The 22,217-nt window shown below is 28.4% G+C and carries 23 protein-coding genes; 20 read left to right on the forward strand and 3 right to left on the reverse strand.

What is annotated here, in order from left to right; translation table 11 throughout:
• From V3V28_RS02620 to V3V28_RS02710, 19 genes are all read left to right on the forward strand, one after another.
• Positions 1–557, forward strand: a 557-nt coding sequence (locus tag V3V28_RS02620) for an Lcl domain-containing protein (protein ID WP_331363469.1), incomplete at its 5' end; no start/stop codon positions are given.
• Positions 558–634: 77 nt separating this feature from the next.
• A complete protein-coding gene (locus V3V28_RS02625) occupies positions 635–1,021 on the forward strand; it encodes a hypothetical protein (protein ID WP_331363470.1) in 387 nt (128 codons plus the stop codon).
• A gap of 72 nt (positions 1,022–1,093) precedes the next feature.
• Positions 1,094–1,504, forward strand: a complete 411-nt coding sequence (locus V3V28_RS02630; protein WP_331363471.1) for a DUF3592 domain-containing protein — start codon at positions 1,094–1,096, stop codon at positions 1,502–1,504.
• A 204-nt stretch (positions 1,505–1,708) separates the two neighbouring features.
• Positions 1,709–2,569, forward strand: a complete 861-nt coding sequence (locus V3V28_RS02635; protein WP_331363472.1) for an ABC transporter ATP-binding protein — start codon at positions 1,709–1,711, stop codon at positions 2,567–2,569.
• A gap of 5 nt (positions 2,570–2,574) precedes the next feature.
• On the forward strand, positions 2,575–3,357 hold the full coding sequence (locus V3V28_RS02640) for an ABC transporter permease (protein ID WP_331363473.1): 783 nt from the start codon (positions 2,575–2,577) through the stop codon (positions 3,355–3,357).
• 104 nt (positions 3,358–3,461) lie between these two features.
• Positions 3,462–4,709, forward strand: coding sequence for an SH3 domain-containing protein (locus tag V3V28_RS02645; RefSeq protein WP_331363474.1), 1,248 nt, complete (start codon positions 3,462–3,464; stop codon positions 4,707–4,709).
• Between the two features lie 132 nt (positions 4,710–4,841).
• Positions 4,842–5,309, forward strand: coding sequence for a hypothetical protein (locus tag V3V28_RS02650; RefSeq protein ID WP_331363475.1), 468 nt, complete (start codon positions 4,842–4,844; stop codon positions 5,307–5,309).
• An 80-nt stretch (positions 5,310–5,389) separates the two neighbouring features.
• Positions 5,390–6,148 (forward strand): YARHG domain-containing protein, encoded by a 759-nt coding sequence (locus tag V3V28_RS02655; RefSeq protein WP_331363476.1) that lies wholly within the window; start codon positions 5,390–5,392, stop codon positions 6,146–6,148.
• 45 nt (positions 6,149–6,193) lie between these two features.
• The gene (locus V3V28_RS02660; RefSeq protein ID WP_331363477.1) at positions 6,194–6,634 is read left to right on the forward strand and encodes a DUF4952 domain-containing protein; all 441 of its coding nucleotides are present in this window, start codon (positions 6,194–6,196) and stop codon (positions 6,632–6,634) included.
• Between the two features lie 99 nt (positions 6,635–6,733).
• Positions 6,734–7,591, forward strand: a complete 858-nt coding sequence (locus V3V28_RS02665; RefSeq protein ID WP_331363478.1) for a hypothetical protein — start codon at positions 6,734–6,736, stop codon at positions 7,589–7,591.
• A gap of 383 nt (positions 7,592–7,974) precedes the next feature.
• Entirely contained in the window at positions 7,975–9,315 is a 1,341-nt protein-coding gene (locus tag V3V28_RS02670; RefSeq protein ID WP_331363479.1) for an NADase-type glycan-binding domain-containing protein, read from the forward strand.
• 18 nt (positions 9,316–9,333) lie between these two features.
• Positions 9,334–10,068, forward strand: a complete 735-nt coding sequence (locus V3V28_RS02675) for a hypothetical protein (protein ID WP_331363480.1) — start codon at positions 9,334–9,336, stop codon at positions 10,066–10,068.
• A gap of 4 nt (positions 10,069–10,072) precedes the next feature.
• Positions 10,073–10,744 (forward strand): hypothetical protein, encoded by a 672-nt coding sequence (locus V3V28_RS02680; RefSeq protein WP_331363481.1) that lies wholly within the window; start codon positions 10,073–10,075, stop codon positions 10,742–10,744.
• A 53-nt stretch (positions 10,745–10,797) separates the two neighbouring features.
• The gene (locus V3V28_RS02685; RefSeq protein ID WP_331363482.1) at positions 10,798–12,060 is read left to right on the forward strand and encodes a hypothetical protein; all 1,263 of its coding nucleotides are present in this window, start codon (positions 10,798–10,800) and stop codon (positions 12,058–12,060) included.
• A gap of 181 nt (positions 12,061–12,241) precedes the next feature.
• Positions 12,242–14,131: a hypothetical protein gene (locus V3V28_RS02690; RefSeq protein ID WP_331363483.1), complete on the forward strand. Its 1,890-nt coding sequence runs from the start codon at positions 12,242–12,244 to the stop codon at positions 14,129–14,131.
• A gap of 54 nt (positions 14,132–14,185) precedes the next feature.
• Positions 14,186–14,665, forward strand: coding sequence for a hypothetical protein (locus tag V3V28_RS02695; RefSeq protein ID WP_331363484.1), 480 nt, complete (start codon positions 14,186–14,188; stop codon positions 14,663–14,665).
• A gap of 838 nt (positions 14,666–15,503) precedes the next feature.
• Positions 15,504–15,662, forward strand: a complete 159-nt coding sequence (locus V3V28_RS02700) for a hypothetical protein (RefSeq protein WP_331363485.1) — start codon at positions 15,504–15,506, stop codon at positions 15,660–15,662.
• A 69-nt stretch (positions 15,663–15,731) separates the two neighbouring features.
• A complete protein-coding gene (locus V3V28_RS02705) occupies positions 15,732–16,181 on the forward strand; it encodes a MauE/DoxX family redox-associated membrane protein (protein WP_331363486.1) in 450 nt (149 codons plus the stop codon).
• Positions 16,178–17,287 (forward strand): hypothetical protein, encoded by a 1,110-nt coding sequence (locus V3V28_RS02710; RefSeq protein WP_331363487.1) that lies wholly within the window; start codon positions 16,178–16,180, stop codon positions 17,285–17,287. The genes V3V28_RS02705 and V3V28_RS02710 overlap by 4 nt, the downstream gene beginning before the upstream one ends.
• Positions 17,288–17,533: 246 nt before the next feature.
• On the opposite strand, the gene V3V28_RS02715 is transcribed toward V3V28_RS02710, so the two are convergent.
• Positions 17,534–18,499: a hypothetical protein gene (locus V3V28_RS02715; RefSeq protein WP_331363488.1), complete on the reverse strand. Its 966-nt coding sequence runs from the start codon at positions 18,497–18,499 to the stop codon at positions 17,534–17,536.
• 315 nt (positions 18,500–18,814) lie between these two features.
• Here V3V28_RS02715 and V3V28_RS02720 point away from each other — a divergent pair, with 315 nt between their 5' ends.
• Positions 18,815–19,174, forward strand: coding sequence for a group II intron maturase-specific domain-containing protein (locus V3V28_RS02720; RefSeq protein WP_331363489.1), 360 nt, complete (start codon positions 18,815–18,817; stop codon positions 19,172–19,174).
• A 60-nt stretch (positions 19,175–19,234) separates the two neighbouring features.
• Here V3V28_RS02720 and V3V28_RS02725 read toward each other — a convergent pair whose 3' ends face one another.
• Entirely contained in the window at positions 19,235–20,329 is a 1,095-nt protein-coding gene (locus V3V28_RS02725; protein ID WP_331363490.1) for a hypothetical protein, read from the reverse strand.
• A 93-nt stretch (positions 20,330–20,422) separates the two neighbouring features.
• A complete protein-coding gene (locus V3V28_RS02730) occupies positions 20,423–21,859 on the reverse strand; it encodes a hypothetical protein (RefSeq protein WP_331363491.1) in 1,437 nt (478 codons plus the stop codon).
• Positions 21,860–22,217 lie beyond the last annotated feature (358 nt).

Consider the following 22,217-nt stretch of genomic DNA (forward strand, 5'->3'; position numbering starts at 1 on the left):
TAGACAACGGGGTGTATTCGGTATCGGCAAATGCATACATTGATCTTAATGACTTAAATGAAGCAGCTGCAATTGGTGATTTTAGAGATGGTGGAATAGTATTTTGGGTAGATCCAGCAGATAATACGCACGGTTTGGTTACTACAGTAAGTGATTTAAATTCAGGAAATTCTATAACATGGAACAATGGAACTAACGTACCAGGAGCAGAAGCTACAGCCATTGGATCTGGACAAGCAAACACTACAGCAATTGTAGCGGCACAAGCAACAGGAACCTATGCAGCCTCTTTGTGTGATAACTTATCATTGGGTAGTTATAACGATTGGTTTTTACCTTCTTCAGATGAGTTGTATCAAATCTATTTGAATAAAACAATTATCAACACAACATCGGTAGCTAATGGTGGAGCAAATTTAAATACATTATTTTACTGGACTTCTACCCAGGATAGTGGGAACGCCAACCTTGCATACATTCTACGTATAAGCAATGGGAATATAGAAGTTAATAATAAGTTGAATGTAGCATGGGTTCGTGCAATTAGAGCTTTTTAATAATAATAAAATATTGGGTCACTTAAACTTATAAAGTATAAGTGGCTCTTTAATTTAATAACAAACATTCAAACCAAATGGAAAACTTAATAGAACTTAAAAACAACTATAATTCTTTAGATAAACTCTGCAGTTATTTAAAAACGGCATCAACTTTTGAATGTTCAAAAGAATATGACCAATGGGAGGTCAGAACAGATGTCAATGGACAAATGGCACAATGTATTGTACTTAAAAAAAGCAATATGCACGCCGTAAAAGTGTTTTTTGTAAATGAAAATACCGTAAAAGTAAATCACATTATACCAAATAAAATAATGAATGCTTACTTTGGAAAAAGCCAAAAAAACTATCAAAATATATTAGAGATTATTACAGGAAAAATAAAAGGAATAGTACTTGCTCCGACCCAAGAAAAGGCATTTGAAGAAATGGAACAGGTACTTCATAAAATTTCTGCTTAATGCCCTTCATTGAAGGGTTTTAGTGCAATTACAAATAGTACTTAAAAAAACAAAAAAGAAGCTCATTACTCTGTGAAAAACATACTATTCATAACATTACTATTGGTAACGACCTTTTCTTTTTCACAAGATACAGACTGGGTTAAAACAGAGGGAGAGGTTCTCAAAATCACACAACATAGAGGTAAATGGTTAAGAAGTTCCGCTGTTATTAAATTTAACTTAGAAAATGGAGCAGAACAATTAGGTACTACAGAAATTTTAAGAATACCCTTTATAGGAGGAATAAATTCAGTTGGTGATACAATTACTATTCATTACAATAGAAATAATCCTACACTTGTAAAAACTACTATAGGTAGATTTATTTCTAATTACGGAATATATGTCTTAATAATTTTAGGAGTTATTTTATCGATAAAACCATTTCTTAAAAAGAAGAGAGTTTTAACTTCTAAAAAAACAAGGAATTATGAAGTATAAAAAACCGCTTAAAAAGCGGTTGTATTAAGATGATTATAAGTAATAAAAAACCTTTTTATTTATTTGAAATAAAATAAGTTATGAATGTTATTGTAACAATTCATCCAATCATCCGTGTTTTATATAACTAACTAATCGAAATAATATATGAACCAATTTATTGTCAACACAAAAAATCTTAATTTCTCATATACTAAGACAAAAATGGATGTTGAGAATTTGGAACTAAAAGTACCAAAAGGAAGTATTTATGGGTTTTTAGGCCCAAATGGTTCAGGAAAAAGTACCACAATACGTTTGATGCTAGGACTTCTTAAGAAACATTCTGGAACTGTTGTTCTTTTTGGAGAAACATTTAACGCGAAAACTAGACTTAATATTTTGGATAAAATAGGAGCATTAATAGAGAATCCGTCATTATATGACCATTTAAATGCGATCGAAAACTTAAGAATTGCCGCGAATTATCGTCAAAACATTTTACCTCGTAGAATACATGAAGTATTAGAAATTGTGAATTTAGTACAAGCTAAAGACAAGAAAATAAAAGAATATTCTTTAGGAATGAAACAGCGATTAGGATTGGCAATTTCTTTATTAAGCAATCCTGAACTACTCATTTTAGATGAACCAACAAATGGTTTAGATCCAAAAGGGATTATTGAAATGAGAACACTTATCAAAGAGTTGAATGAAAAATACGGAACTACAATATTTATCTCTAGTCATTTATTAAGCGAAATCGAAAGAACGTGTACTCACGTTGGTATTATTAGAAATGGTAAGATGTTATATCAAGATACTGTAGCAACTTTAAAAGAATCTAAAGGAGCAAGTATAAAAATAGATATAGAAGTAGATAAACCTATTGAAGCTTTGTCTGTTCTAAAGAATTTGAAAATAGAAAATATTTCTTTACTGGATGATTCTTTACAGGTTGAAGTAAAAAATAAAGAAGAAATTACAGAAGTGATAGATGTATTAAGAACTGAAAAAATTAATATTTATCAAGTGTCTATTAAAAATAATTTAGAAGAGTTTTTCTTATCACTAACTGAAAACTAAAAATTATGACAGTATTATCATTCTATATATCAAGTATAAAAAATGAGTTTATTAAACTAAAGAGGACTTTTTCTTTTTGGCTAACAATTATTAGTGCTTTGCTTTTTCCATTATTATTTTTTATAGCATACTTTTTAAAACATAAAACGAATACACCTGAAACTGGAATAAATCCTTGGGAAAAATTTATGACTGTTCAAATTGAAAATTCCATTCCTTTTTTTATACCCATGTTTATTGTGTTAATTACTAGCTTAATTATGCAAATAGAACATAAGTCATTAGGGATAAAACATTTATTTGCTTTACCAATTCCTAAATGGAGTGTCTATTTTGGTAAGTTAAGTATCGTCATTTTTGCCATAATTACCACATATATTTATTATTATATAGCTATACTTTTATCTGGTGCATTATTAGGGTTAATACATCCAGATTTGGCTTTTCTGAATTTTCAGCCAGAACACGTAAAGTACATAAAAATGCTATTTACTTCTTTAGTAGCATCATTGGGAATTGTAGGGATTCAATTTTGGTTAAGTTTTAGGTTCAAAAATTTTATTATTCCTTTAGGTATTGGTATGTTTTTAGCAATTATAGGTATCATTCTTTCTCAAGCGCCACAATCCATTTATTTTCCTTATTCTTTTAGTGTATTGTCGGTTTCTTTAGGTGATAAAATGCCTTCAATTCTTGGAATTTCGTCTGTTACAGTTTTTAGCGTAATATGTTTTTTAATAACTAGTACTTTAGGCTATTTAAATATTAAAAGAATAAATATTAAATAAGAACAGTATTAAACTATTTGAATTTAAAGATAGATTCTATTTTTTACGCCAATATTTAAAACGAAATAAAAGCATATTATGAACACTAAGAAAGTCTTTTAAATATGAAAATAATATACATCAGCATCCTTTTAACTATTTTTAGTTGCAATAAAAAAACTGAATTTTTCCCTTTAAAAACGGAAGAAAGTTTTTCTAATAATAAAAGGCATCAACATATAGTTGTTGCAAATAGTGCTACTAATTTAGACTCATTAGCGCACACCATTAAAAGATATAGTATGTCTAATATCGATCTTTGTAAAAATGACATCCGTATATTTTTTTATAAAGAAACTTGGGATACACCTAGAGATTTTAAAAGTAATGACGATGATTGCAATTTTGGTTCCGAATATATAGGGTGCCATACAGATGATATTATTTGTGTTTTAGAAAGTGGTGCTAACCAAAAAAACAAATATTTTTCATTTGCATTTGATCCATTGAAAGCTCTCGATTATTGGAGTTTTACTGTTAGAAAAAACAGAGATTCAGATTGGAAACAATATCCTTTTGAGTTTAGTTGTGGGAAGAAACAAAAAATAAATAAAGTCACTGTCACGTCTCCAATAGCAGAATTTGTAGCAGATATAGCGCATAACGACACAATAGCTAATGTCTTGCTAAATAAAAGAAAACTTCTTAAAAGCGGAATTATTATAACTGCAATAGACAGTCTTAAATATGCTAAAAAAAACTGCTGTATTCTTTCGCCTAAAGATGGTTTTACGGCATATAGTGCACCTAATGGAAAAGAAATTGGTAAAGTAAAAAGAATAGGAAATAAAGAAACCAATAACCAATTTGCTTATGAAATTTATTTTGTGTCTGAGAACCAAAAAATAAAATTAACGGATTACTCTGAAATTGGTTACGAAATTTTTGCATTTAATTTTACAGATTCAGTTAATGGATTTGTGAAGTTAAAAAATCAGCATTTAAATATTTGGTTTCGCCTCAATGAAATTAACCATTTGGGTTTTAAGGCAGTTACTTGGATGGATTATATGGTCTTAAATAGTGAAAAAGTGTTGGGCTATTACGCTAAAAAACCAGGGCTTAGAATAAGAACTAAACCCAATACTACAGGTAAAATAATTGGCTCTGTTAAGGGAGAATTGTTTGAAATTAAGCTTACTAAAAACATTTCAGGGCAATGGGCTAAGGTAATGGTAACCAAATATAAAGAACATCCTTGTAATACAGAATTAGACGAAAAAGCAAATATAGAATACAAATCTGAGGGTTGGATGAAAGTTATAGCCGATAACGGAACGCCTAATCTTTGGAGTTACAGTAGAGGATGTTGAAAAAATACTGAAAACGATTAGGAAAAAAAATTAAGTGCCAAGCCTAAAGTTGGTACAGATTAGCAAAGTCTGTTAAATTTATAATTAAACTGTAGATAGCCAAAAACAGTTGTACACAATTAAAAATTAACTATGAATGATTCCCAAATTAAAATTCAAGACAAATGGAAAAAGGGATTTGTTCTTGGTTATGATTGTATCACATATGCAAATGATGAAATTGTAATTGGAAGCGTTTATAGAACTAAAAACTCAAATAATGGAGAAATTAAACAATCTTGGATTCCAAAATGTGATACACAATTAGAAAAAATTGAAAAATACAATAATGATATTTGGGTTGAATGTGAAATTTATAATGGAAGTTTTGAGTTTGAAAACCAAAAAATTGTATTTGGTGATGGTGAAATGGGAAATGAAGGGTTTATAGCTTCGACAAAGCTAAATGGAGAATTAAATTGGTCTATTTTCTTTACTTTCTCTAACCCTATCTTTAAAGCTGAAGTAATAAATAATCTACCAATATGTAACAATTCTGATACAAAAATTACTATAGACTTAAATGAATTAACTAACATAAAAATTGATGAAATATTTTAAAAAGGTTGTCTAAATATCTAATTGACAGCATATTACTTTTGATTCTCGCGCTAATCATAGCTAAAATATAACCAATAATTATGAAAAATATACTCTTGCCATTAATTATAATTTTTGCATTTACGCAAAATACATTTTCACAAATTAAAAATTGTAGTGAATGCGATTCTAAAAAATATTCTGAAAAAGATATTAATCATTTATCATTATTAGAACTAAAAATACTACGGAATGAAATTTTTGCAAGACATCAATATGTTTTTAAAAATGATAGATTAAAAGATTATTTCTTAAACAAATATGACTGGTATAAACCTAACTACAAATCAGAAAACAAAATAGAATTAAACAATTTTGAGAAGGAAAACAGTTGTCTTTTTTTGAAAAAAGAAAATGAGAAAGTTGAATTAAAAAAAACAATAATTAAAGAATTGGAAATATTTTTAACTTCTTTGAGCGAAAATGATACTTCAAAAATAAACAGTGTAATAAGTAATGCAACTAAAGATTTTAATATTGAGCATAAAAATGCTGTTATAACTGAATTAAAAGATATTCTGACTAAAATAAATATTAAAGGAATCCATTGGTATAATGAAAATGGATTATATAAAATAACAACTGATGATGGCTATTTTTTAAACGAAACTTCAATTAAAATAAAAGGTAAAGAAATTATACTAAGCTATAAGGATATAGGACATTCAGAATTATTATCAGATGAAACAGCATTTGATTTTGGAAATAGTTATGATTCAATTAACGAATATTCTTCTTGGTATACATTTGAAATAAAAAGCAATAAATTAGTACTAATTGAACATCAAGCAGCAGGATAAAAGCTGTTAATGACAATGTATGTCATTATAAAAACTCAATAAAACATGAAATATCTATTACTACTAACACTACTTTTTTTCTCAACCTCTTGTTTTACTCAAAAATTAGAGTGCGGAGATTTATTAAAAAAGTATGCCATAAAACCTTCTAAAATTGAATTCGTTCAATGTAAAACAGGAACAGGACAAACTATTCTTGAAGCTAATTACAAAGTTTTAGGAAAAGACTCGGAAGAAATTGAAAAATTTCTAATTAAAGAATATGGAATGGGGAAACTTAAATTTGTTGGTTATGGATGGGAATCAATAAATGGGAAAAAAGGCTATGTTGATAATGAAGAACTAAAAGCAATACATAAAAACTATAGTATTGAGATTTCAATGTATGGAAATGCCGAAAAAACAACTAAAAATGGAACATCTGAAATAGAATTTGATAGGTATAAAATTGACTTCAGTTTAACTGTCAAAATAGTAGAGATATAAAATTGGCATACACTATAACCTTCCCCAATAGCCGAACTGATTCAAAATTATTTAAAACCGTAAAAGATTCTCTAGTGCATAAAACGGGTTTAAAAATAGATGATTCCAAAACAATTACTAGAAATTAATACAATAAGTATAATGACAAAAAAGAATAAGAATAAAATTATAATAATAGCTGTTTCATTTATCTTACTAACTATTTTCTTGTTTTCAAAAGGAGTAACAAGTAGAAAAATAGTTATAGGCGAAAATGAATATAGTGTGTATTCCAAATCGTATGTCTATGCAGAACTGCTATGTTTTTTTTCTTTTTTTGACTGCGGAAGAGCAGGTGTAATTTATCTCTATGATGAAATAGAAGAAAAGGTTTTAGAAAGTGTAAGTACACAAAATATTGATGGAATGGAAAGTGTTACTTTGGATCCAGAGGAAAATACAATTTATTTTATATCACAGTCTATAGCAATAAAAAATAACGAATGGACTTTACCTAGGTCATTAAAGAAAAAATCGCTTAGTAAAAGACGTACAAAAAATGCAGACAATCAAGTAGAAAAAACGAGCCTAAAGGATACATTAAATGAATCTGAAATATACTTTGCTTCCAAAAGAATAAATGAGAGTTTTAGCGAAAAAGATTCTATAACGATTGCATATATAACTCAATTTTTACGACGAGATAGCATCAAAGTTAGCATTACACATACTATAGAGGAAGTTGTTGAAATATTTTATTTAAAAGAGAATGAAAAACTGGCTTTTTTTTATAATCCTGAACTTTATAATGGTCAAAAAAAAAGACAGAAATCTGACTATTATAATGTAAATAAAAATTGCTATGAATTCAATAACGAAGGCATATCTCATAATTCAATTTACATAAATAAATTATGCTATGTGAGTGATGAAAAAGGAATATCGCTTTCTGAAATATATTTATTGGATGGAGATTAGGATTGAGAAATAACGTTTACTAAGCCGTATAAAAATAATAAGGGTTAAGTACCCAACTCAAAATTGGTACATAATAACAGAGTCTAATGAAGTTTATAATTATACTTTAATTGGGGATAGTACAACGTTACCTACAAAATAAAACCGCATCAATAATGAAAAATATAATGCCAATAAAATATTCCAAAAACTACGAATATTGATTTACACCTTGCGTTTATGTTTTGGCTATAGGATTATAAAGTTAAGATGCTTACTATTATGTAATAATAGTAGCCGAAAAGGACAGGAAGTACTTTTTAAAAAATCATTTAGATAATATTATGTTTCTTAAAGCAGATTAAAATCAAGGAGAAAGTGCACCAAAAAAATGATAAGATAAAATGAAAAAACTAATTTACATAGCAATCTTGTCGTTGGTGTTTACAGCTTGTAACTCAAATAAAAAACTAGCTATAAAAAGTAATATTCTCAATTTAAAAGAGAGTTTTATTGCTAAAGATGAAACACAGTTTTTAATTCAGTTTCCGAAAAATTTTAAACAATTCAGCAGCTATTTTGGTTGGGATTCAGAAAATGATAAACCTGAAGTATTATATTTTCAAGCGAATACTTATATAGATTATTGGTTTAATTTAGTTGCTAATAAAAAGTACAAAGCATACGAAACAACTATAACTTCCATTTGTATTGATGGGAAATGGGAAGCTGATGCTGTGAGTTATTTTCAAGATAAAACCATAAACTACATCAAAGAAAACCAACAATATAATTTGATAAATGCCCTAGATGATACTAAAGCAAAATCAGTGCTATTTTTTCTTTTTGATGGGCCACACCCAAAGTCTGATACCGATTTTACAGCTCATTTAAGTATTTCAAAAAAGGAAATATTAAATGATTTATTTAAAAACACTTTCGTTGATGCTGATAAAAACATATCAAAACCCAATATAGAAAGTATAGATCTGATTGATGTAAAAGAAACAGATTATAAATTAGCCACTATAGATTCTATAAGCATCAAAGAAATAAAATCTTGGATAGAAGATAAGCTTCCTACAATTTTTGACTATTACCAATACGAAAAAATAGATGATGTAGAAATCTGGTCAGATAAACTATTTGGTAGGTGTTGTACAGAAGCAGATTTAATGTATTCTGAACTCTTATATTTTGATATAACTGCTAAGCCAAATAATAATAATTATCCTTATGCTAATTTATCTGATAGAACTTATAGAACAGCTTATGCTTTTAAAGAAAATGAGAATATTGAAATTTATCTAAAATTAGACCGTGATGATGATATACATAAATATCATACAGAATTATTAATAGATGATGTTTTAAAATCAACAGATACACTTTTAAAACCTTTTAGATTAAGTCTGGTAAATGGTTATGTGAAATCTGAAAAAAATTTTAATGAAAATGGAAGGGTTAAAGGATTAAAAGTGTTCTTAAATAAAGATTATAAAGAGACTATAAAGCTCTTAGACACGCCATTGGTACAAGAATTTGCATTAGATTTTACATTTTCAAAAAACGATACTGTCAAATTAATCCCAATCAGTTATTACAAGGGTACTATATATGATGATATTTGTATATCAGAAATACAGAGCAGCTTGGCACACATAACGCATTCTAGTATTAATAAAAAGTATAAAGTGAGTAAATTATGGGAAATTGGATATGCTTTGAACAAGAATAAAGAATAAAGCTAAACATTTTTTAAAATGAAATGCTACACCATATTATTAATCGCTATTATTTTTAGCAGTTGTAATAACTCTAAACTTTCAAGTTCTGATGCTACAAATCTAAAAAAAATAAAAGCAACGATTACGATTCAAAATGGTACTAAAAAGAATAGTTTAGACTATATAAAAGTAAAATTATCGGATGGTAAAAAACAAATTATTAATAAAAACATAAAAGTTCTATTAAACAATACCCCATTAGAATTATTTGTAAGGCAAGGAAATTATTACGATAAATATGCTTCTTACTCAACAGATGATTTAGTACGAAAGGATAGCTATTATTTTGAAGTCATTTTACCTGATAGTACAAGACACCCTTTGGCATTTATAAAACCTATTAATAAAAATAGAGTCGCTAAATTCAGTATTTCTAAAAGTGTTTCGGTAAATGACGATTTTGTACTAAAATGGACAAACCTCAATACGCCTCATCAATTAGACATAAGCAAAGGGTTAGAAATAAAAAAGAAAAGAGCTGCCAACATAACAGAACACACATATCATCTAAGACCTACAGATACTTTAAAGAAAAGGACAGGAAAATACATTGTGCCTAAATCTTATTTCACAGATTCTTTAACGACCATTAATCATTTAACGGTCAAGATTACACGAAAAGAAACGGGATTGACAAACCCTAGGTTTTTAAAAAATAGCTGCATAACATATTATCATATCATTGAAAAAACGTTAGCGTTTAAAGAATAATAAAATGAAAAAAGCATACTGTATAATTCTGATTTCTTCAATTGTAATGAGTTGCCAAACAAAGAAAATTCATAAAACAGAACAAAGGAAGTCTGAGAAACGGGACACCATACAACAAGTCGTTGAGAGATTAATTGCAACAGAAAAAAAACACATTTTTATTAAAGATAGTACTGATTACTCATCTCTATTTTTAAAAGCAATAGAAACAGCAAGAATGAAAACTACTGCTCTTATAGATAACTTTTTGATTTTAGAAGAAAATGATACGATACGTTTTCCTGAGATACCGAGTATAGGAAAGAAAACTATTCTGACAGCTAAACAAGGGCAATTAGACATTACTTTAACAATAGAAAGAATTAATCAAACTACTATTGATTATGCCATTGAAATGCTTGAATTTGGAAATGTAAGTTACAAGAGCAAGGGACAAGCCGATTTATCTTCTCATTTTTATTTTGGAGCAGAAACAGATACAAATAGTTTGTCGGGAATGGGATATCTGTCAACAGAGTTTCGCAATAATCAAGATTCCTGTTACACGCATATAAGACTTGGAATAGATGAAAACTCGGGAACGTACTTATTAGGGAAATTAAAAAAGAACTATAATGGAAAAATTAAAGATATTGAGCTTAACAATTTTCCGACTTTAGTAGAAAAACAGCAGTAGTGATAACACAGCGTTAGCGATAATTTTGAAACAAGAAACTAATATTAAAACGTATGAAAAATAGAATTTCATTTTTAATCATCACTATTTTAATCAGCTTTGGTATGCAATCTTGCAAAGAAAAACGGCAAGTAACCAAACAGATGGAAAGCGCTATTACACCTGAGCCTAAAAAAGAAAATACTATTCTAAACGAATTTAAAAACCAACTAAGACCCAATCAAAAACTAAAATTAGGAGAAATATATACGGATACTGTAAACTATATAAATATTGATGATAATTATGATTATTGGAAGCTTTTTGTTGAAAAAAACAAAGACACTGTTCATTTTATTTACAAAGGAGATTATACGTTTACAAAAGGTGATGAAATAGAAATTAGATGGAAAATAGATAGTCTTAGAGGGGCAGGAGATGATGAAATTTTGTATTTTAAAGAACATTTAGTTTCCGCTAAAAAACTACAAACATTCAAGTTAAAAGAAAAGAAATTAAAACTACTTTGGAGAGAAAAAGGATTTGACAATACTAAAAAAATAGAACGTAACACCATAGTGCTTAATCAAGAATTTATAGCTACTATTTCTGATCCCGAAAAAGCAGCTTTGGCTTATATAGCTACATTTATAGGTAATGAATGCCAATGGGAAAAAGGATTCGACAATTTAAAATGTAAAATTATTGACGCTTTAAATTTAGGCTATCAATGTTCTGATACGCATTTAGATTTTCTTAAATATTGGTTTAGAAATAACAAATCATTATTAAGTAAATTAAAAAGATGTCAAAAAAAACCCGATGGAGCTACTATTCAAACCACCTTTCAAGAAATTAATTTAGAAGTAAATAGCGATACTATTGTTATCGGTTTTAATGCAAGTGGCATCAACTTAAGAGAAAGAGAAACATTTACTTGGACAGAAAAACAATATTTTGAGTTTAAAGAAGACGAATTAATATTCCTAAAAATAGAGAAATCTCCATTTGAACGAAAATCATTTGAAATAGAAGAAGAGACAAATGACACTATTGATACCCAACAACTATTGCTTTTAACAAAAACAGAAGCGATTGAAAAACACGGAACACCTTTAGCTACGGCACAATTTATTTTAGATGATGCGCAAGGAGAATTTAGAGTTGAAATTTCTGATAAATACACCCAAAAAGAAAGACAAACAGCATCGATTGTAATAAACGAAATTACGTGGAAAAAAAACAAAGGAAATTGGCTAACGGTTTGGTATGAAGTTGTAGAAAATGAATCAGTTCCTAAGCATTTTTTGATATGGGAAAAAGGTTCGGAATTTTAAAATAATTGTGAGCCCGAGTGTTTTTACTGTTTGAAATGAAGAAAAAATATATTTATAACAAATGATTTTAATCGAATTTAGTTTACGCCAGTAAAGAAGACAGCGCAGGCTATTTGGGAAATTGAACTATTTTTATGATAACAAACGAGTTAAGTCAGACACTATTAAATTACTGTGAAAAATGAAAAAACTATATATAATAATCTTACTAACATTCATTTCTTGTTCGCAAAAAGGAAAAGAAAAGAAAGTGGCTACCGTTAAGGCTGAAAATGCTGCTGAGTTTATAGCTAATTCGGCTAAAAAAGTGAATGTCCCAAGGTTTAAAGAGGTTATTTACAAAACTAAAACCCGACCTATTCCATTAACAGTAGCTACCAATTTTGATAGCTTTATAGAAGAAGGCGATTATAACAAAGTAGAAGATGAGGTATTAAAACTTAATAAAATATACCCTAATTTTTATAAAAAAGAACCTAATTACAAAGCTATAGCTTCTTATAAATTAGAATTATCAAATAATTTTTATACAGTAATTGTAACTGTTTTAAAAGGTGATAAGAAAATGGAATCGGTACTTATTAATTACGATTTAAAAGGAAACATTATCGATTATAAAGTTATTTCTTATGCTGAAATAGTTGAAGGGTTTCAAACTATAATTGAATCTAAAATAGAAAAAGATAAACTGACCATTAATAGCATAGCTGATATGGAAGAACGAAGCGAGGATGTAACCGTTTTTAAAATAGATGCTGAAGGAAAAATAAAACCTGTTTCTCAAAAAGAGAGTCTTATTAATAATGTTATACAGCAACTTAATTTAGTAGATTCAAAAGTTAATACAGACTTATTGGTTAGTAAAGTAATGCCTAACAATCCTGAAGAAACCATTATGGTAATTCCGGAAATTGTAGATGAAAGCGAACATTATTTTGAATTAAATAGTCATATTTTAATTGTAAACAATACAACAGGGAAAATAACCCATAAGTACTTTGAAAGTTCTAACACAAATGGCTGGGTTTCTGATGCACTACAATTACGAGAAATAACAATAGATACGGCTCCTTATAACCTAACCGAAACCAATAGAGCCTTTGGTGTTAGAGTTGGGTATGTAGGAAGCTCACGAGTAAACCCTTACGAAAACGAAACCATATCCTTATTTGTAAAATCAGATAATTTTTTAAAAAAAGTGTTGCATAATTTTAATGTAATAAATGACAGAGGAGCATTTAATGAACATTGTGTAGGAGAGTTTACCGATGTTGAAAATACGCTTCATATGTCAACCAAAAAAACAAATGGCTATTTTGATATTTTGGTAAAAAGTATAGTTACTGAAAGTGAAAGCTTCATAAACAAAAATGGAGATTGTGACTCTAAAGACATAATTACTACTAAAACAAAATGGTTGAAATTTAATGGAAAAAAGTATGAAGAGAACATTAAATATTCAATTACTGTTAATGAGATTGATGCGGTACAATTCCATACTATAAAAAAAGAAAAAGTATCTGTACAGAAAAAAAAGGTGAAAATTACAGACTTTAATGAAGCAATAAAAACATTAAAAGGAATTGTTGAATTTGATACACAAGAAGAAGGCTATTTATTTATAAAAAAAATAAACTTTAGAAATGGAGAAATTAAAACAAATCAAAAAGGGATACTTTCCGAATGTTCTTTTGCAGCTTATTTTCCTGAAGATGATATTCTTTTATGTAAAGGTGGACACGAAACAGATGTTAGTTTTAACTTAAAAAACGGAAAAGAAACCGAAGAGACTGGTAACCCTGAGCAAATGATTGTTTCACCTAAACACGAGTTTAGATTGAACGGTTATTTTGGTGGTCAAGAATGTTATTCCTACTTTATTCAAAAACAAACAAACAATGGGTATGAAAAAATAATTCAGCTTGATGAAATTTTTGAAAAACCGACAGATATCTGGTTGTGTACAATTGGACAGGTATTTTGGATAGACGAAAGAAAACTTTATTTAGAAGAAACTAATTTGGATGAAAAAAGTAAGTTTTTCAAAATTGAAATTATTGAAAATAAATAAGGATTATTCTTGTTTTATAGGGGCAAAACAACAGAGTTGTACAGCAATTAAGAAATGACAAATAAAATATACATACCGAGATTTTTGAACAGAATTTTTATTCTGATAGTTGGACTTTTTGTACTTGACGGACTAGCATCTTTTGATATTAAAAGTCAAATTATAAAATCGGTTACGTATTTCGGAATTATGATTTTAACACCTTTAGTTTTAATTTGGAATTTATGGCATTTCAAAAAGACTAAATGGAAAATAATTAGTTTGACTCTTCCAATTTTAACATTAATTGGAGTACTGATAATCGGACCAATGAAAATCATATTTTCTTCAAGAAATTGGAAAACGCAAAAAGTGCTTTATCAAAATAAGCATTTAGCATTTAAAAAAGTGGAATTTCAAATGCAAGATGTTGGAGGATTAGGATATAACAAACGAACAGTTGAAGTTATTTATCTTACTGACTTATTTATGATAGTTAGTCCAGTAGAAAAGGATATTGACAAAAAGAAATATCAAATAACTCCAAGGGAATAAAGAAAGCAAACCCTTAATGAAAAAGCAAGGAAGTAGATTAAGGAGGCTTGCCTCGGGGTTCCGTTGTAATTGTCATTCCTGCGAAGGCAGGAATCTAAATTCAACATTCTTATGGATTCCTGCCTTCTCAGGAATGACAAAATAACTTTTAAATAAACAATATCAGTAGATTAAACTTATTTACTTTAATCGAAAAGAATCCTGTCCTAGATAAATTTGGAGGCTAAAGCTTTTAATTAATAGTATAAGTGCAATGGGAAGTTTGTCAGACTTCAGAAATAATGAGTTTAAAGCGGAAGTGCCAAGCGCAGCTTGAAGCATGTAGCTTTTAAAGCGAATGGTGCGTAGCAATTTCCTAATGTCTGACTTGATTTTTTTGGCTCGTTTTTTTATCTAAGAAAAAAATGAACAGAAATAATAAAAATAAACTCCTATAATAAATTTTTGCTAAAGCGGAAATCTAAATAAAAAATTCACACCACTTCATTATATACATAATCCTTCTAGTACAATAAACACTCCCTTATAATTAACTAGAATCTCCTATTTTATAGTTATAACTATCTGACAAACAAATAAATACAATTCTTTTTAGCTAATTATCTATCCCTTAAAGAACAGTTTACTTCTCTAATTTTGGAGTATTGAAAGTTAGCCAGTTATAAAACACTGGTAAGCTTCAATACAAAAGATAAAAATTAAGTTTAACCTAACAAATAACATCATGAAAAATTCAAAGAAAATAAAATTTATGTCAATGTTCATTGTCTTGTTCTTTGTAGTACTAACCCTTTTTGCCTTTGGCAACAACAAAGAAGTAGAGAAAAGAAGGGTTGTAATGAGTTGGACTATTACAGTGTTTGGAGATTGTGACAATCAGTATGTTGTAGACTGTAGTACTACTGGGTCAATTGAATGTGAAAATTTTGATGAAGAGATAGTGTATCAAAGACAAGGTGTTAATTGCCCTGTTGCACTTTATAAGTCGGATTTTTGATTAATATAAACACTGTTTATATAGATAAATAGTAATATGAACACCTCTTTTAAAATTAGTGATTTATCTATGAAAGTAACCTATAAAAACATAACTGTAGAAATTATTTGCATATTGTATGGCACTCTTTTTTTTTATGCAGCTATAAGCAAGGCATTAGATTACCAAAAATTTCAGGTGCAATTGGGGCAATCTCCTTTGCGATCTGCTTATGCCGATTGGATTGCTTTTCTGGTTCCTACTATTGAGTTTATTCTGGTCATACTATTATTCATTGTTCCTTTGCGACTCTTTGCCCTTTTTGCCTCTTTTTTCTTGATGGTCATGTTCACCGCATATATTATCATCATACTAAATTTTAGTGATTTCGTGCCTTGCTCCTGTGGTGGTATTTTGGAAGAATTAGGCTGGACGGAGCATTTAATTTTTAATGTTGCATTTATAATTCTTGCGGGGGTGGCTATCTGGATAGTAAACAATAAGAAGTACAAAAACAACATAAAATATAATACGGCATGAATCAAAAAAAAACAGCCCTAATCCTTGTCGTTGGGACACTAATCGGTTTTACCATTATAATACTACTTTTTCTACTTTCAGAAGATATGATACATCGTCAAAGAGATGTTTTTATAAGGCGCTATCCGCATCATCCTGCCAACAAAGAAAATGCCTTAGACTTGGGGTATAAAACGTATTATATTGCTGGAGTAGGTGATGGTAAAATTTACTTGGGAAATAAAATGGCTCCCGCACATTTAATAGAAGTAGATACCACCTTAACCGATACAACGCATATTAAAATACGTTTGGATGAAACTGATTTGCCCTTCCAACATCCCCAAGTAAGAGTTAATCCTCCCAATTTCTATGTGTTTGACGGACAAGTACCTTGTGTTTTTAAAGGCAATACAGAAGATTGGAAAGGGTCTCTTATGATGAAAGATGAAGCCTATTTTTCGTTTGCAGAGCCCATAGATACCACTTCGGTAGTGTTCCGCGCAAGAAGCTCCAAAGCCAAAGAAAAAATTTTGGGAAAATTTTCAGTGAGCGATTCTGTACAGGTCAGTCTAACTGCGGATTTGTTACAAAAACAAATTGATGGCATTTTTTGCACCGATGGCAAGCTGTTGTTTGGTAAAGAATTAAACAAGTTGATTTACGTCTATTTTTATCGCAATCAATTTATTGTTGCCGATACCGATTTAAAGCTAGACTATGTTGGAAAAACCATTGATACCATTAGCAAGGCACAAATAAAGGTTGCTGCTATTGATTCTGAAAAATCAACAACGTCAACATCTGGGGCTTTGGTAGTAAACAAACATAGCTGTGTGTATAACAACTATTTGTTTATAAACTCCAATATGTTGGGGAAATACGAAGATGAAAACATGTTAAAACAGGCATCCATTATTGATGTTTACGACTTGACCAAGAATACCTATGAGTTTAGTTTCTATCTCTATAACTATAAAACAAAGAAGACTAGAAGTTTTCAAGTATATGGAAATCTATTAATCGCTATGGCAGATAACTATATAGTGACACATAAACTAAGACCGGACCAATTTAAAGGGATGAAGATTGCTAAAGAAGCTACCTTTAAATTAACCATGAAATAAGGTACTACATATTAGTACATATAACAATACTGTGCAGTCAGGGCTAAGACCGAAGACCTGTAAAAAAGAGTAGGTCATTTTTTAATAACTTTTAAATTTTTTAAATCATGAAAAAATTCAAATTATTTTCGTTCGCATTAACTCTATCTATCGTTTTAATGGCATCATTCGCATTTACTCCTAATACCGTAATGAGTTGTGCATCGATTACCGTTGTTACCTGTTGGTTTATTGTTAATTCAAATTTTAATTCCATTGAAGAACACTACTTTTAGATTCAATTTGAATTGTAGCCTCTTTGTAAATTTGATTTCCGAACGGGTCTTTTTTATTCATAGGTATTCCTATTTTTAATTTTATTATTTTACTTTTAATTTTTAAAGCCCCTTGTCTTTTTGGAATCAAAGTTCCATTTTTCACGTAGATACTTCTTAAATTTCTTTTTTTATACTTTTCGTTGTCTATATCAAGTGTTTCGATGGGTATTTCTTTAAATACGAAATCATTAAAAGTAGTGTCTTGTGTAAAATGAAAACTATTAAAACTTATAGTGTTTGGTATTATTAATTCATATCTCAACCCTATTGATTTTACTGAACTATCAAAGGCTAAATCAGCAAACTTATTTGTTGATTTAATGTCAAAAAATTCTACGTTTAGCTGTATTTTATTTTTTAAAGATTCTTTAACAATTTTAATGTGTTTTTCCTCTTCGGACATTTTTATTTGCAAGTCAGATAAAGTTTTGAACAATGTATTATTTTTTTTCATGTCTATTAATTCTTTTGAAAAGAAAGCTTTTGGTTCCCCTTTAGAATTTACGGAAAGAATTAATGGAAATATACCTTTAGGACTTATGTGGTTAAACACCAAAAGGTTTTTATCAATTATTATATGAGAATTTTGTGTTTTCAATTGTTCGTAATAATATTTTATGTTTTTACCATTGTCTTTTATTGGGATGTAAAAAATATTAATCCTATTTTTTTCTAGATAGAATTTAAATTCATCGTCAAGAATTTTTTCACAAGGGCCACATTCAAAATTGTAATACATTATTAAAGCAGGTAATTGTGCACTTATTATTTCATTAAAAGGTTTTTCAATTCCTTTATCTAAAAGGACTTTTGTTAAAAAAGGATTATTATTTTGGCAATACAAATTGACGGTTGATAAAAACAGTCCAATAATTAATATTTTTAAATTATACATATTTAAATATTTAGAAACCGCTTTCAGCACAACGTATGAGCTCGTATGTTTGTTTTATAATTTGAAGATAAGATAATTAGATTAATAAAAGCATGTATAAATAGAAGTGATTTAGAGTTTAGGCTAGATACAATATAATTGATATCGATTCATAGATTTATGACACTTCTTAAAATACTATTTTAAAAACATTAGATTATAAAATAACAAGAGCTAAAATAAAAATGGTTCGTTATGCCGATGATATGTTATTCATTGCAGCACATAATGGGAAGCAAAGAATTTGCTTAATAAAGTAACCGAACGTCTAAAGCAATGTGGACTAAGTGTTCATCCGCAAAAGACGAAAATAGTGTACTGCAGGAAGGAGGGAGAAGACCAAAAGGATTACCAGTGCAATTTGATTTCCTAGGGTTTAACTCCTATAATACTAAATTAGGAAAGGGAGGATTCTTTTTACAATATGATTGTAATATGAGTCGAAAATCTAAGAAGCGAATTCTAAAAAATTTAAGAGGCATGAACATTCATGCCAAAACTCAATCTAATTTACAAGGCCTAGCGATCATGCTAAATCCTAAAATTAGGGGTTGGATAAATTATTATGGAAAAATAAAGCGTAATTCTCAAAAACATATTGCTCTTCTAACAAATCATCAAGGTATAAAAAAATAAATCGTATAAATTTTAGTTTAAGGTAAGTGCTGAAAATTATATAATGACTATTGTTAAAAATTACATAGGTATTTTGAGCCCGCCATTTTTGTATATATCTTTTGGTAAATAAATATTTTCTTCTAAAACTATACTATTTGTCATTTCAACTTTTCCATTATCAGATACTTTTAATTCTACTTTGGATAACACATTGTCAAAATATAAATATGCAGAAATAAGTCTATGACTAACTCTTTTTCCATTCATATATGAACAACTCCTTCCAATAATTTTTGGAGCTTCAATATTGTAAGTTTTTAGTTTTATTGAATACTTTGATAAAAAATTTAAATCATAAATTATTTGGTATCTTTTTTTTTCACCATAAAGATTATTTACAAAAAATATTGCATAATTAATATATGCCTCATCAAATGCTTCGTCTATACAAATCCCACTATTTATTCGAATATTTAAAACTTCTGGATTTAAAACTTTTTTCAATTCTAATTCATCATTAACTAAATAAATATACTTGTCAATCTTCAAAACATAATACATTATTCTATTTGAGTTTATATGATAATCAATCCTATATAAATTTGCATTCTTCAAAAAAAGCAGTTTTCGTTTATCAATGTTTTTGATATTATTTATTAGTAAATTGAACTTAGATATTGAATTGTTTAATAAATTTATTGTAGAAGCTTTGTTGTCAATTGTTACCCAATCATTCTTAAAAAATCTTTCTTCGGCTAATGAAACCTTATCGGATATAACATAATTGTAATTGTTCATTATACTAGGACTACATATATCTAAATCTTTTTCGGATTCCTTTTTATCGTCATTTAATCTTTTTTTTAATGTAGTATCAGCTTCTAACTTAGAGTTATACGATTTTACAACTACGTTAGTTGTTATTTGATGATAATGATATTTTCTGTTTAAAAAAGAAATATAATCTTGCTTAATTAAATCTTCATTATTATATGTCTTTCCATTTATGGTTGATTTAACTTTAAGTACCTGGCTATATACAGGTTCGAAGCAATAATCTGACGGAAAATCAATATTTGTATTGTAAAAAGCCCACTCCTCTATATTTTTCTGTTGTGAAAATAATAAGCAAGGAAATAGAAAATACATAATAACCTTAATATATGAATTCATTTTTTTTAAATAATAATTAAGCAACTGGTTGTTAAAAAAAACATAGTTATCTGGATTATATATTTGAATAAATCAGAAGTATAAAATAACAGTTTATTTATAATTTTTTTCAATTCCCTCCATCGCTTTTATACAACCATCATAAACTTCCCCATCACATGTTTTATATTTATTCTTAAAATCAATAATTTTTACTTTTAATCTATTTAAATCTCCGATAGTTTTTTTTTCGATACTTAAAAAGGGTTCTGTAATTTTTTTCAATTCTTCTAACATAATATAATTACATAATACTTGAGATTTATGTAAAGCACGATTGATAAGGTTTTTTCCTTCTATTGAAACCCTTTCATATTTCTGTATTTGTTTTACACTATTTAGTAGTTTTTTTCGTGTAGCCATTGAATAACTTTTTGATTGAACCTCATCGCTAGCTATTCGTAATAATAATTGCAACTGTCTATACTTAAGAACTATCGCAGATTTTATATCTAATATAATTTGGTCAGAAGAAAAAGTATATTTAAAAATTGCTTCCTGAGTGTTTTTAAAACCTTGTAAGGTATTAGTATTAATAATTTGTTGAATTACCTCTCTATGATTAACAGCAATTAATAATGTTTTTAATTCAAAATAGTAGTTTCTTAATTTTTCCACTCTAGGTAAATTAGAATACGGATACCAGTTGGTTGTAAATCTGTCTATTATAGTATTTATTGCAGCATAATCTTGAAAGGTTACGGCAGAAATATTTGGTAACAACATTTCTTCCAATTCTACAAGTTCAGAGATGGTCTTGGTTTTTAAATATGCTAGTTTTTTAAAAAAGTTATGCCTTGTGTCTTGGTCTAATTTTTTTAATAGTAATTCATTGTCAGTCTTAAACTTGCTGATTATCATAAGCTTATCAAAGCTTGCCTCTTCTTTTTTTAAAGAATTTATGGCTAAAGTCAATTGATTTTTTGAAGCTATCGTATATTGTTTTTCAATAGCTTTTTCCAGTTTATTTATTTCGGAAGGTAAGAGGCGTTGAAATTTAGTCTCTACAATTTTAGCAAAATCTTCCAAATCATCATTTGTAACCATTGGCGAATTGATTTTAGTCAATATTGAGGGTAGTTCATTACGTAACTGTCTAAGAAGCACCACTTCCTTAACAGCGTCGTTATAAGCTCTTTCTTGGCTAAACACTCCCCACATATACCAATCTAATCTTTTTGATACAGGAAATTTGGGCTTTTTTTTACATTTCGTTAATTTAACTTTGATTGAAAATTTTTTCAACTTGCCAACCTTTTCAAAAGGCTTTCCAAACACAGGAATAAAATACTTATCAGACAATAGATTAAACCTAATTGAATTGTAAATAAGAGAGCCAGACCGTACTGATTTTGATTCTACACTAGGAAATTCATGTTCTACAAGACGTGTCCAAGTTTCAAGTTCTTGACAACTTTGAGCTTGTACTGGTTGACTATACAATGATAGGATTAGTATAAAAAAGAATAAAAGGTTGTTTGTCAGTCTCATTATTATTTATGTTTTATCAAATTCTTTAAATGTGTTCGTTAAGAGACATGGTTTACACAAGTTAAAGATTTGACTTTACGCTAAATTAGTTTCTAACCTTGTTGATTGTTCTTTATTTCTAAGATGTCTCTCATCAAAGAAACCTAAAAATATATTTTCTCATTTTTTTTCCAAGCGATACAGAGAGTCATTTTTTTTAATGTTTGCCAACGACAGGGCTATGATTAGCGTCCTTTTTCAGGCTAATAGGTTTTTAGGACATTAATTATAGGACCTGTTGTAAGTTGTTTTTTTTTAATTTTTACTTTCCTATAAAATTAAGAAAAAAACCATTTATAGTTTGCCATAAGAGAATAAT

This window comes from Polaribacter sp. (assembly GCF_036480315.1).
Classification (GTDB): domain Bacteria; phylum Bacteroidota; class Bacteroidia; order Flavobacteriales; family Flavobacteriaceae; genus Polaribacter.